The 12,766-nt window shown below is 50.6% G+C and carries 12 protein-coding genes and 1 riboswitch; of the genes, 3 read left to right on the top strand and 9 right to left on the bottom strand.

The window, feature by feature from the left end; translation table 11 throughout:
- Nucleotides 1-360: 360 nt before the first annotated feature.
- From AC0LWN_RS30520 to AC0LWN_RS30490, 7 genes are all read right to left on the bottom strand, one after another.
- Nucleotides 361-1,782 carry a flotillin family protein gene (locus AC0LWN_RS30520; RefSeq protein WP_474672021.1) on the bottom strand — a complete coding sequence of 474 codons (1,422 nt, stop codon included), beginning with the start codon at nucleotides 1,780-1,782 and terminating at the stop codon, nucleotides 361-363.
- Between the two features lie 22 nt (nucleotides 1,783-1,804).
- Nucleotides 1,805-2,341 (bottom strand): NfeD family membrane protein, encoded by a 537-nt coding sequence (locus tag AC0LWN_RS30515; RefSeq protein ID WP_474672029.1) that lies wholly within the window; start codon nucleotides 2,339-2,341, stop codon nucleotides 1,805-1,807.
- A 130-nt stretch (nucleotides 2,342-2,471) separates the two neighbouring features.
- Nucleotides 2,472-2,660, bottom strand: a riboswitch (cyclic di-AMP (ydaO/yuaA leader).
- A gap of 327 nt (nucleotides 2,661-2,987) precedes the next feature.
- Nucleotides 2,988-4,292 carry an ABC transporter permease gene (locus AC0LWN_RS30510; RefSeq protein ID WP_474672019.1) on the bottom strand — a complete coding sequence of 435 codons (1,305 nt, stop codon included), beginning with the start codon at nucleotides 4,290-4,292 and terminating at the stop codon, nucleotides 2,988-2,990.
- Nucleotides 4,285-5,187 (bottom strand): ABC transporter ATP-binding protein, encoded by a 903-nt coding sequence (locus AC0LWN_RS30505; RefSeq protein ID WP_474672017.1) that lies wholly within the window; start codon nucleotides 5,185-5,187, stop codon nucleotides 4,285-4,287. The genes AC0LWN_RS30510 and AC0LWN_RS30505 overlap by 8 nt, the downstream gene beginning before the upstream one ends.
- Before the next feature lie 4 nt (nucleotides 5,188-5,191).
- A complete protein-coding gene (locus tag AC0LWN_RS30500) occupies nucleotides 5,192-6,118 on the bottom strand; it encodes an ABC transporter ATP-binding protein (protein ID WP_474672015.1) in 927 nt (308 codons plus the stop codon).
- Between the two features lie 16 nt (nucleotides 6,119-6,134).
- Nucleotides 6,135-6,530 carry a GntR family transcriptional regulator gene (locus tag AC0LWN_RS30495; RefSeq protein WP_474672027.1) on the bottom strand — a complete coding sequence of 132 codons (396 nt, stop codon included), beginning with the start codon at nucleotides 6,528-6,530 and terminating at the stop codon, nucleotides 6,135-6,137.
- Nucleotides 6,531-6,590: 60 nt separating this feature from the next.
- Nucleotides 6,591-7,319, bottom strand: a complete 729-nt coding sequence (locus AC0LWN_RS30490) for a hypothetical protein (protein WP_474672013.1) — start codon at nucleotides 7,317-7,319, stop codon at nucleotides 6,591-6,593.
- Between the two features lie 299 nt (nucleotides 7,320-7,618).
- Between AC0LWN_RS30490 and AC0LWN_RS30485 the strand changes: the two genes are divergently transcribed.
- Nucleotides 7,619-7,939 (top strand): cellulose binding domain-containing protein, encoded by a 321-nt coding sequence (locus AC0LWN_RS30485; protein ID WP_474672025.1) that lies wholly within the window; start codon nucleotides 7,619-7,621, stop codon nucleotides 7,937-7,939.
- Between the two features lie 132 nt (nucleotides 7,940-8,071).
- On the opposite strand, the gene AC0LWN_RS30480 is transcribed toward AC0LWN_RS30485, so the two are convergent.
- Together AC0LWN_RS30480 and AC0LWN_RS30475 are read right to left on the bottom strand one after the other, a co-directional pair.
- Nucleotides 8,072-8,782, bottom strand: a complete 711-nt coding sequence (locus AC0LWN_RS30480; protein ID WP_474672011.1) for a hypothetical protein — start codon at nucleotides 8,780-8,782, stop codon at nucleotides 8,072-8,074.
- 344 nt (nucleotides 8,783-9,126) lie between these two features.
- Nucleotides 9,127-10,092, bottom strand: coding sequence for a tyrosine-type recombinase/integrase (locus AC0LWN_RS30475; RefSeq protein WP_474672009.1), 966 nt, complete (start codon nucleotides 10,090-10,092; stop codon nucleotides 9,127-9,129).
- Nucleotides 10,093-10,307: 215 nt separating this feature from the next.
- Between AC0LWN_RS30475 and AC0LWN_RS30470 the strand changes: the two genes are divergently transcribed.
- Together AC0LWN_RS30470 and AC0LWN_RS30465 are read left to right on the top strand one after the other, a co-directional pair.
- The gene (locus AC0LWN_RS30470) at nucleotides 10,308-10,736 is read left to right on the top strand and encodes a chemotaxis protein CheW (protein ID WP_458967681.1); all 429 of its coding nucleotides are present in this window, start codon (nucleotides 10,308-10,310) and stop codon (nucleotides 10,734-10,736) included.
- Nucleotides 10,737-10,766: 30 nt separating this feature from the next.
- Nucleotides 10,767-12,734: a chemotaxis protein CheA gene (locus AC0LWN_RS30465; protein ID WP_474672006.1), complete on the top strand. Its 1,968-nt coding sequence runs from the start codon at nucleotides 10,767-10,769 to the stop codon at nucleotides 12,732-12,734.
- Nucleotides 12,735-12,766: the final 32 nt, after the last annotated feature.

Here is a 12,766-nt window from a genome sequence, read left to right as displayed (position 1 = left end):
CTGGATAGCTATAGGCTCTGATCCAGGACGAGCTAATGAGCTAGCTCTTGACTTAGCAGTCTGCACAAAACAGAAATGGCTTGCGTGCGTTAACTAGCTAGGAATCCCACGGCTTTTGCCGTGTTGGAGGCTCAATTCATCAATCCTCATTGGCTCACCACCATCAAAGAAAACTCAGATATAAAATATTATATAATAGGATTTATGCCAGATATTCTCCACATTCATAGTCATTGTACTGCCTTTGCCCAATTCCATTTTCTAGAAATTACCGGGGGGGATACCGAATGGTTCTTCACTCCAAAAAATTAAAAACCCTTGATATATCATCGGCATTTCCGACATATCAAGGGCTTAGTATTACTGCTCTTTATCCCGGCCGAGTAGCCCGCTGAGCGCCTCTGTCACGTTCATACCGGTAAGCGTCTGGGTCAATTCAGGAACCTGGGCCATGATTTTGGCAATATCGCCGGTAATTTTGTTCACGCCGGATGAAGCTCCATCCTGGGAAATCACTGTAATCTTATCGACCTTGGCCAGCGGGGAAGCGATTTTGTCAGCCAGCTCTGGCAGAATTTTCAGGAATTCCACTGTAAGCGCTGCTTGCGTGAACTGTTTGTACGCTTCGGCTTTCTTCTCCAGAGCCCCCGCTTCCGCCGCTCCAGCCAGTTGAACAATTTCCGCGTTAGCTTTCCCCTTCGCCAGCTCTGCTTCCGCCGTTGCCAGCCCGCGTTTGGTCGTTGTGGCTGCCTCTGCTTCCGCCTCAAGAATTTGCCGCTGCTTGGCTGCTTCCGCTCTCATAACCGTAGCCTGGTTCTCCGCCTGGGCAGGCTTGATCACCGTTGCCTCCAGTTCCTTCTGTCTCAGCTCAACTTCGATTTCCCGGACGGTCCGGTTAGCTTCCGCTTCCATCTGCGTGATCTTGACCTGTTCGGTAACCAGCGACTGCCTGATTTTATTCTGCTGCAATTCGTACGCAAGATCCGCCTGCGCTTTCTTCACTTCCGTCTCCAGCTTAAAGTCCGCCTGCTTAATGTTCAGTTCCTTCTCGAACTGGGATTCCTTAGCGCGAGCGGCGGTTTCCGCTTCTATGGTGGCCTGATGCGCATCGGCTTTGGCAATGGAGGATTCTTTCGCTGCCTCAGCCTGCTTAATCTGAATGTCGCGTTCTGCTTCCGCCTTGGCAATGCTGGCATCGCGGCGGATACGCTCAATTTCCGGAACCCCCATATTGTCGATATACCCTTTATCGTCGGTAATTTTCTTAATGGTGAAGCTGACCACCTCAAGCCCCATCTTGTCGAGGTCCTCCGAGCAGGTCTCCCGCATCTTGCTGTTGATTTCGTCGGGTGTCTTTAGTATGGATTCCACCGTTAATTGCCCGATTAAGCCGCGCAAATGGCCTTCCACCGAATGCAGGATAATGGTCTCGCGGTCTTCTTCCGGCCGGTCGATAAACTGCTCGCTGGCAGTCAGAATAGCGGTAGGATCACTTTTGATCTTAATCTGGGCCACCGCCTCCAAGCTGAGCTTGATGCCTTGCCGGGAAAACATCGCCTGCGCCGGGATGACATCAAAGCTCATCAGCATCATGGAGATGGTCTTATTGTTCTGGAAGCCGGGGATGACAAAGGTCCCGCCGCCCTGCACCACTCTTTTTCCGCCGAGACCATACACAATCATCGCTTGATTGGGCGGAACCTTTTTATAAGCGTTCACGATACTGAACAAAGCCAGCAGGATAACAACAACAATTGCCGCAATTAAATAAAGAATAGCCATTCGCTTCGACACTCCCCGTTATTTATAATTGTTCGATTTCCCTCTCGAAGAGGGTTACTGTCGCCATTCCTTTATCCACCTTCAAAATAATCACCCTGTCGCCCTTTGCGAGCTGCTGGCCGGCTTCTGCCCGCACTCCAATGGAGCGCATCGTTCCGTGCAGCACATATTTCATTTCCCTAACCGCTCCATCTTCTGCAGAAATACTGATATACCCAAGTTGCCCGACCAGCTCATAATCCATTTCATTCATGCTGCTGTCATACCGGGTCATTAACCGGGCCAGCACCGCATACATCAGACAGCCCAGCAGTAAGGCAACCACAGTGCAGATCAGCACCACTGCAAGCATATTCATTCCGCTGAACCGGGAAAGCACATAACCAGTGCCGCCCCAGACCGTAACAAACACCATCAGCGGGAGTATGGGTACAAAGCCTGGACCTCCAGCATCGCCGCCTCCCACATGCAGATGACCTGCCAGGCCATGTCCATGAAATCCGCCGCTGAGAAGGAGCAATAGCCCTACCCAGAAGCACACGATAAATACAGTAACGATAATCTCCCCCTTTCAGGTATTTTAGCAAGTGATTAAATGCTCTAATTCTCGTTGTTATAAGATCATGCACAGCAAAAAGACCACAGAAGCGGCAGGGCTCTCCGTGGTCGGTTAATCGATCATGGCGCTCATCCTCTCTCTTCGAGGCTTACGGGGTTAGCTGACGGATTCGGGCAGCGAGATTGCCCTACCTTGCAAGAAGCGGCTTTTCAGCACGCAGCAAGGATTCACCCCAGGTGAGCAGCAGCGATCTAAACAAAAGCCGCATTCACCATTGGTTCCCCCGTTCCCACTACCCGGAATTCAGCCATTTGAGAACAGTTTTATTACATTCAGTTGTTGATTGAATCTTACGCCTGTGGCCGGTTAATGTAAAACGTTGCGGATGTCAAAAGAAGCCAAAGATTGCCGCCCCTTCACGAATGAAGGCGCATTCTTTGGCTTCGCTCTTAAACGGCCGATGATTTGCTCATTTTTGCTCCGTTTCTCGCAAGCAGTCCCATTCGCCCAAAGCAAATGCTGTAAATACCATAAACCTTAATATCAACAAGAAAAGGACTCTCTACCAATATAGGTAGGGGAGCCCTTCTCTGCTTCATTGCTAAACTTCGCGCCTTATTTTAAGTTATCCATAAAACTATGCCGCTTAAATCTTGTATGCCTTCATCGCTTTTCTGATCTCTTTGATGCTTGGGCGCTTGCCGTACATCAGGACACCGGTACGGTAGATCTTGGCAGCGAGCCAGCCCATAATGAAGGTGGTCACAAGCAGGATCACAAGCGAAACGGCAATTTCCCAGAAAGCGACTTCCCCTACACCAATACGCAGCAGCATACTGAGCGGTGAAGTGAAAGGAATATAGCTGGCTACCTTGATAAGCATGGTATCCGGGGCCGAAATGCTGAACATCGGAATATAAAAGCTGACAAGACCCAGCATCAGAACCGGCATCAACGCCTGGCCCAGATCCTCCGTACGGCTGACAATGGAGCCTACGGCTGCATACATGAGCGCATACAGGAAGTATCCAAGAATATAGAGAATAAGACCATATACCAGGATTCCAACATTTAGCTGACCCAGATCCAAATCAAAGTCGGACAATATGCTGGCATTATGCGGAAGCATCAGATTGGCGGCGACACTGGCGGAAATAATTGCAATCTGCAGCAAGCCGACCAGGAAGATACCGATGACCTTGCCGAACATTTGTGTAAGCGGCGAAGCGCTGGTAATCAAAATTTCCATAATACGCGAGCTTTTCTCCGAAGTCACCTCGGCTGAGATCATATTACCGGTCATCATAATCGACATAAAGAACAGGAACAACAGAGCATACACGATGACATAGTTAATGATAGGTTTGGACTTCTCAGGTGCGTTTGCCCCTGCTGTTCCGTCCGTGGTGATCTGCTGTGTACCGATGGATACCGGGGCGAACATGGCAGCTACCTGCTCCTGGGTCAGCTTGTCACCGACGATCAGCTTAGTGTTGACCTGCTGCAGCGCGTTCTGGAGATAGGTTTGCACGTCTCCATTCAGCTCTCCGTCTTTACTGTGATAGGTTACAGGAGGCACGCCATCCCCGGCCTGTGCGGCAAAAGTAAGGTAGCCTTCAATGGTTCCGTCATCCAGCCCCTTCTTCAGAGCAGCGTCATCCGCTGATGCATACGGCGTAAGCGTCACCTTGTCTGCTGCTTTATCCGCATTCGCAGGCGCAGGAGGCGTAAAGGCCACCAGGAGATCGGCAACACGGTTGCCCTGCTCAGCTATTACACCAATCTGTGTAGTCTTGGCAGCGCCATCGTCGCCCTTGAATACTTTGATCATATACGGAATGTTCATACCGATGCTGATCAGCAGCACGAGAATCAGCGTCGTTACCGTAAACGACTTGGTTCTCACTTTATTTTTGAAGGTAAAGCCGATAATTGTTCCCATCTTATTCATTAGATTCACCCACCGCTCTGATAAAGATTTGGTTCAAGGTTGGTTCCTTGATTTCGAAATGCTCCACTTCTCCCGCCGATATGGCATGCTGCAGAATGCGCTGCGCCGCACCAATCTCGCTGATCGAAAGGACATAACCGCGTTCCTGCCGTTGTACTGCGCTTACCCCTGGAATGCCTTCCAGTCCGCTGACTTCACCCACTGTCCGCAGTATAACCTCCTCGCGGGGGTAGCCCTTCTTGATCTCACGGATATCGCCCTGAACAACCGTATTGGAACGGTCGAGAATGGTAATATTGCGGCACAGCTCCTCCACGTGCTCCATCCGGTGAGTGGAGAACAGAATGCTGGTGCCCTGATCGCGCAGTTCCTTTACTGTATCCTTGAGCAGCTCTACATTGACAGGGTCCAAACCGCTGAAAGCTTCGTCGAGCACCAGAATTTGCGGTTTATGGACAACAGCAGCGATAAAGCCCATTTTCTGCTGATTGCCCTTGGAGAGCTCTTCGATTCTCTTATTGTAGTATTCCGGGACGTCGAAGCGGTCCAGCCAGTAGCGCAGGCTCTTATCCGCATCGCTTGCCGACATGCCGCGCAGCCGGGCCAGATAAATGATCTGGTCGCTGACCTTGACCTTCGGATACAGCCCCCGTTCCTCCGGGAGATATCCCATCAGATGCTGCAGCTCATTGCTGTATGCTTTGCTGTTGTAGAGTATCTTCCCTTCGTCAGGATAGATCAGGCCAAGCACCATGCGCATGGTTGTTGTTTTGCCGGCGCCGTTGGCACCGAGCAGTCCATAAATCTCACCTTGCTCCACCTTCAGGCTGATTCCATTTACTGCGGTTTTGTCACCATACTGCTTCACTACGTGTTCCAGCTTCAAAGCTTCCATTCTCTTAATCTCCTCTCTCCTGGTCAATCAGAACGGGGCGATGCCCCTGTGTCCATAAGCTTAAGATTTCATCCAGCTCCAAGCTTCGGGTCTTAATAACCTTTACGCCCAAATCGTGGATGCGTTTCTCATTCTGCTCTGCCTGCGGGGATATAAATGAAGCGACTCCCGGTGTCTCCACCGCAAAATGCATCGCTCCCGGCAGCTCTGCCGCCAGCTCATCCAGCTCTTCCTGCTCCACCTGAACGGAAATCTCACTCCAGGAGCCGAACAAGCTGTCCTTCTCGGCCATGCCGAGCAGCTGCCCCTGATGCATCAGCACGATATAATCGGCGAGCCGCCGCACTTCTTCAACGATATGGGTAGAGATCACCACGGTAGCGCCAGTCTGATCCATGTGCTTGCGCAGCGTTTCGATCATGATCTTCCAGGCAAAAGGGTCCAGCCCCGAGGACGGCTCATCCAGCAGCAGCAGCTTCGGGCGGGCCGCAAGCGCAGCGGCAATCTCGAATTTCCGGCGCTCGCCCTTGGACATTTTGCCAAGCCTTGCCCCCTTCGGCACTTCAAATTCCGCAAGCAGCTCCTGGAAATAGCCATGATCCCAAGCCGGATACCACTGGCGGCGGAATTCGCCTGCACCTTCGGCAGTCCAGTATCTCTCCTCAGACTGCGAGGTCTCCGGGACGTAGGCAATGCTCTGGCGAACCTCCAGCGGCAGACCGTCCGCATGCTGCTGCTCGAACCAGCGGATCTCTCCTTCTTCGGGGTACGTAAGCTGCAGGAGCATGTGCAGCAGCGTGCTTTTACCGGAGCCATTCTGGCCCACCAGTGCGGTAATATAGCCTTGCGGGAGATTCAGATTAAGCGGCCCTATGGTTCTGTTGCGACGCTTCTTGCTCACATTCCGCAGCTCTATAGCCTGCTGTACCATTGAATGACCCCACCCTTCATTTCTGTGCCTTATATTTGTTCTTCACAATCTCCATGAACAGTTCTGTCAGTTCCTCTTCCGAACAGTTTACCGATAAGCCGACATCCACCGCACCCTCCAGCGCTTTGCGGATAGCCTCCCTCTTATAGCCTTCCATCGCGTCACCACCCACATGAGATACAAAAGTACCCGTACCCTGCCTCGTCCGCAGCAGCCCTTCATTCTCCAGATCCTGATAGACCCGGCGCACCGTAATCACGCTGCATTTCAGGTCACCGGCAAATTCACGGATCGAGGGAAGAAGCGTACCTTCGGTGATGACTCCGCTGATAATTAGCGATTTGAGCTGGGTTTCAATCTGGTGGTAGAGCGGCTCGGCGCTGTTCTCATTAATTTGAATCGGAATCCACATGATTTCCACCAACCTTCCAGGCCCCGGCAAGCCGGATGGCCTTCTTGCCATTCAGCCCCTTCATACGAGATCACGGCTCTTCAGCCGGTGTATGGTCCATTTGGAAAAGAGCTGTACCGACAGCGTGCCCAGCAGCAGGGTTGCCCACATGAGGGGAGAGGCGAAGCCCCATTCCTTCGCACTTTGAACACTGAAGAGGAACAGGTTCCCTCCCGCAAACCAAATCAGCAGCGCTATACCCAGGCACAGGAGCGTAATGAGCAGGAGGAACCAGAAATATATTTTGCCGCTGAACGATAATTCGATGAAAATGTAAAGTCCCGACATCATAAGTCCAAAGCCGATCCAGGTCAGTGCAAAGGCAAGATAGCCGGGGATGGATAATTCACTTCGGATTTGGCCGCTGATGGCATACGTGAGGCCGAAATAGAGCGCTCCGTTCAGCCCGAAAGAGCACACGGTGTGCAGTTTTCTTTTGCACAGAATTACATCAGCCGGGATTGGAAGAGTGCGCATATAAGCGAGCATCTTGGTATACGAATCCTCACTCCAATACTTCATTGTGCGCTTAGAGAAGGTGAAGCCAAGCATCGGAATCATAGAGAGCAGCAGGAAATCAGCCAGAACTTTCCCGTCCCCCTCCCCCAGGACATCATCAAAAATCATTCCGTTAAATATGGACATATAACCCATAAATAAAATGGCGAATATCAGCGCCTGCAGGATCTTCAGCTTGTCGGCCCGAAGGTCGCTCCGGACAATAATCCAGGCATTTCTTATGGTTGTCATGAACTCTAACCTCGCTTTGTCGTCTCATGAGCGTAGGCGTCAGCAGATACTGTGTATATTGTGTATCGCTGTGTGCTTACTGTGTATATCTATATACACAGTATATGACCTGATATTTCCAATGTCAACGACTATTCCATATTTTTCTCGAATGCCTGCATTCTACTAGAAACGTACGCTCGGGAATTGTAACAGACTTACATATATAGTATATTATTGCCATATATAGGTTTTCTTGCGAGGATGGTGATGCTGAACCAGGGACAGACATGGGCTAATAGTAAAGTTACTGGTTCACTATTGACGGGGATACGCCTTTATCCTTTCATTCCGACTATGCCGCCCTGGGCAATACTAACGTACTGGGCAGCTTCGTGAAGCTGGATACACCCAAGACGGGAGCCGACTATTACATGGAGGTTAGCTTCAGCGCTGCGGCAGGCAGTATTCCCACTGGCGGAAGCTCCGGGGATATTCAGACCCGCATCAACAAAACTGACTGGTCCAGCTTCAATGAAGCGAATGACTATTCGTTTGACCCGGCCAAAACCTCCTACGCCAATTGGAGCAGGGTCACTCTATATCAGAACGGCCAGCTTGTCTGGGGAACCGAGCCATAAGCGCGGTGTAATGCCAGCGGCTTAAGAGCCTTAGCATAGGGGCCTGTCCAATGATGCGGCAATTTTGTAAGAAAATATAAAAGCAGCCCTACCTTCTGCTCTGAAGGTAGGGCTGCCTTATTGTTGTTGTACCTACAGGTCTACATTATGGGAGACCCGTAAAATCGTAGGCATGATGCGTGTCTGGTCAGTCGTTGTATACTCTGGACATTTCATTTGCGGTACACCTGCACCATCCAGGAAAATACCTTCCAGTTTATTGCTTGGCTCGACTTTTTCCTTAATGGCTGCTCTAAAGGCAGCGGCTGTACAACCGGTTGGTGTAGTGACCAGATACAGATTCAGAGAGGCGCCATACAGCAGACCGGAGCGTGTTACCTTACCGTCGGGGTTATACATTTTTTCAATGTTAACCGCTTGGTTGCGCCATGTAGAATCATTCTGAAGATTCATGCTGATTCCGCCCTGAATCCAGTTGCTGCTGGAAAATGCAGTGAACCCGAAATCGCTCAGATCGGTTACCACTGCCAAATAGTACTGACGGTTCGTTCCATCCCAGGCCAGTGTGCCGCGGGCAATTTCTCCTTTTTCATACAGGTTGCGGTAGCCGCTCTCATAATCTTTCGAACCGATTTCTTTCCCATTAACAGCCGCAATTGAACAGATCCCATATGGGCGCGGGACACCGGAGTCAAAGAATCCACCGTTTATTGCAACGGTAGCATTGCTGTTCGCCACGTTCGAGTCGATGTTGTCGGGAATTACATTTCGAGGAGAAGTCTTAATTACTTTTAGAACCACGCCATTGCTTGCAGTATAGCTGTTGAACACATAGTACGCCATGAGCAAAAACTCCCTTAACAGGTTGTAGAAGCGGGACGACAACTGATCGAACTGTCCCTGTCCGATCAGTATGGCTTCTCACTGAGTAAAGTGAAAATCAGCGGGGGTTTAACAACCATGTATTTGGGAGAAAGTAGATATTTTATAAATGCATATCCAAGTAAGTATGTATATCATGACTGAAAATGTCGTACAATATCACTTATGCGACATTTTTCCCGTTAAAAAAAGGGATAATTGCACATTTATGCATATCGAAGCTGTTATGCCTACATTATAGGTTATTTTCATAACGCTGTATAGGAACTCATCAGAAAAAATATCGTTATTTGTCAAACCTTGTCTCATTGAATAAAAGTACGCAGGCTGTCCTCGACGAAATCGGGGGCGGCCTTTTGGATTTGCTGCACCGTATGCAGATAGCGCTGTGTAGTATTGATGTGAGAATGCCCAAGCGATTCCTGCACCTGCTGAAGCGAGGCGCCTTGAAGCAGCGCAAGCGTAGCATTGGTATGCCGCAGCCAGTGCGGGGTAGGCTCCTTCTCAATGGAGCTGATCACTCCGGCTGTTTTGATGATCCGCTCCACTTGCCTTGAAGACAACGGAAACATCCGAAGCGATCCATACGGTTCCCCGTTTTCCGCAAGGGAGCTTGAGAGCTCGGAATATAACTGCCACAGCGTAGGCGGCACTTTGATTTCACGGCGTTTGCCGCCCTTGGCATTCGCAATTGTCAGCCAAATCGAGGTTTCCAGAGGGTCTGTATGGAAATCCCCCCATCTCATTGCCGTCAGCTCCGATACACGCAAGCCCAGCATGACCAGCGTCAGCCCAATCAAGTAATTCCGCAGACCCTGCTTCTGCAGCTCGCCAAGCAAATTCCCCACTTCTCTTTTTGTCAAAAAATTTCTTCTGCTGGTAATCGTAATTTTGGGAATCCGTACGCTGGAGGTCGGATTATTCTTGAAGAAGCCGATATGCTGATCGCTGCCCCATTTAAAAAATGATTTTATGGGTGCGATGAAAGCGGCAATGCTGGCCGGGGCTAGCTGCTTCGGATAACTGTAGCCGCCCTGTGTCAGAAAGATTTTATAAGCCTCAATCTCTCTCCAGGTAACCTCCCGCAATGATTTGCCTGAAATAAATTTACGAAAAGCAGCGATTGCCCGCCCATAGTTGCGGCGCGTATTTGCATTTGCGCAGCAGGTGGCCAGAAACATCTGCACGATCTTTTCGTCGCTGCTAAGGCCATCCCCGCCCTCCACTAAATCCAACTGAACTTCATTAGATTTTGCCTGTTCTACTGTCATTTCATTGCTCCTCTTAGGTTATGGAATGTCGCATAAGTGATATTGTACGACATCTTCCTGGTTTTTTTGTTATTTCCCCTTAAAACAGAGGAAAAATGTTCATCCCGCTGGATCATTGCAAGGCCGGCGGATTCTTGAAGAAGGGAGGACTTAAGTCACCCGCTCCAGAGAAGCGGTGATTCTTAACCACTCGTAGAGAAACCGGAGGAACTATTATGGAGTCGACAGCGCAGAAACAGTACGTCGAGTTCGGGGTAGAGGACGAGCATTATGCAATTCCCATCTCCGATGTTCATGAAATTATCAGAATGCAGGAAATCACGGAAATCCCGAACTGCCGCCACTACGTTAAGGGCATTATCAACCTCAGGGGAAAAATCGTACCCGTACTGAGCCTGAGATTTCTTCTGGATATGGGGGAAACCGCCGAGACCAAGCACACGCGCATCCTGGTGGTTCATCATCAGGAAGAAGCCATCGGCGTCATTGTGGACAAGGTGAATAAAGTGACTACGTTCAGTGATATTCAGCCCCCGCCGGACAGCTTCTCCGGGATCAGCGGCTCTCTTTTTACAGGCATCGGCTTCTCCTCTTCAGCACTCGTTGGAATTCTGAAGCTGGATGAGATACTGCTGCGCGAATAACCGAAGGCAACATGGGAGAGAAGGTGCATTATGGTTGACTTATCAGAATACCGGGGAATTTTTCTGGAGGAGCTTGAGGAGCAGCTGCAGCTCATAGAAGATGAGATCCTCCGGCTGGAGCAGGCTGGGGAAACGGAAGGCGGAATACAGCAATTTTTCCGGGCGGCGCATACGCTCAAAGGCTCTTCGGCTTCAATGGGATACAACAAGCTCAAAGAGGTTACCCATCACCTTGAGCATCTGCTTCATCAAATGAGAAACGGCGAACGGCATGTTACACCTGAGCTCATTCAGCTATTCTTCCAGGCACTGGACGGAATGCGGACGCTGCAAACGGAAATTGCCACGGAGGACAACGAAACCACTGACGTATCCGAGCTAGTCCTCAGGCTGAGTTCATTTGGAGCCAAGGGGTATGTGCGCAGACCCACTACACAGCATCACAATAGGGATGCAGCCCCCCTCCTGCTGCTGTGGTTCCATGTCCGGCTGTCCCCATCATGCGAAATGAGGCTGCCGCGCCTGCATCTGATCGACGCAAGGCTGCGTAGCCTGACCACTGTCCTTCAAATGAAGCCGGAGCTGGAGGACAAGGATATTGATGACAGCGGCCTGGAATCTGCGTCCTGGATGCTGGCTCCGAAGGGCGATGTCGAGGAAATCAGACATACCATTGCCTCCATAATGGATGTCGAGAGTATCACCATAGAAGAACTGAAGGAGACTTCCCTGCAACAAGACAACGACAACAGAGCGGAACCTCAAGGGGGCCAGGAAGATCATGAGCTCTCCGGGACAGGTTCTGCTGCGGCCGACAAAATGAAGTCGCAAACGATTCGTGTTCGTGTGGACCGGCTGGAGAAGCTCATGAATCTGGCAGGAGAGCTGGTCATTGATCAAACCCAGTTTCAACAGCTCCACCGGAGCTTCCGCCAGAAATTCGGCGCAGATAGCCTGACAGATGAGCTGGGACAACTCTCCGACCATCTGACAGCCATCACCAGCGAGCTGCAGGAGAGCATGATCAAAGTCCGGATGCTGCCTATCGAGCAGTTGTTCAACCGGCTGCCGCGTATGGTCAGAGATTTATCGCATTCGCTGGGCAAGCAAATTGAACTGGTGATTGAAGGCAAGGAGACTGAACTGGACCGGACACTGATTGAGGAGCTGGGCGATCCGCTGATCCACCTTCTCCGAAACGCCCTTGACCATGGAATCGAGACACCTGAAATCCGGCGTGCGGCTGGCAAAAATGAAACGGGAATCGTCCGTATCTCCGCCGCTCATGAGGATAATCAGATCATCCTCGTCATTGAAGACGACGGGGCAGGCATAGATACGAAGGCAATTGCGCAATCAGCCGTGAACAAGGGTATCATTACAGCCGAAGAGGCCCGCTATATGAATGAGGATGAAGCCTTGCGCCTTATTTTCAGACCCGGATTCTCTACTGCCACTGAGGTGAGCGACATCTCCGGGCGCGGGGTTGGCATGGATATTGTCCGCAACGATATTGAGCGGATCAACGGAATCATCGACATTGAAACCGTCAAGGGACAGGGCACCCGCTTTCGGATCAAGCTTCCCTTGACCTTGGCTATTATCAGAGGGCTTCTGGTTAAGGCAGACAAGGAAACCTTTGTGATTCCCATGAGCAATGTGGCTGAAATTATCCGCACCGCTGCAGGAGAAGTCAAAAGTGTCAGAGGCAACCCCGTCGTTACAGTCCGCAGCCAGCTCGTGCCTGTTGTTTGGCTGCATGATTATTTTCACTATCCAAGAACAGAAGGGTTAACAGATTCGCTCCCTCTAATCATTCTTGGCCGTGGCGAGAAAAGGATCGCGCTGACCGTAGACGCACTGGTCGGAACTCAGGATATCGTCATTAAATCACTGGGCTCATACATAGGCAAGGCCGATGGCATTGCAGGGGCAACCATACTGGGGAACGGCAAAATTGCACTGATCATCGACACTGGCAGCATTTTTATTCAATGAAGCTTTACGGTTCAACAAAATAAATGCTAACT

The sequence above is a fragment of the Paenibacillus sp. sgz302115 genome (assembly GCF_056120445.1).
This window is presented reverse-complemented; position numbering and strand designations above follow the sequence as displayed.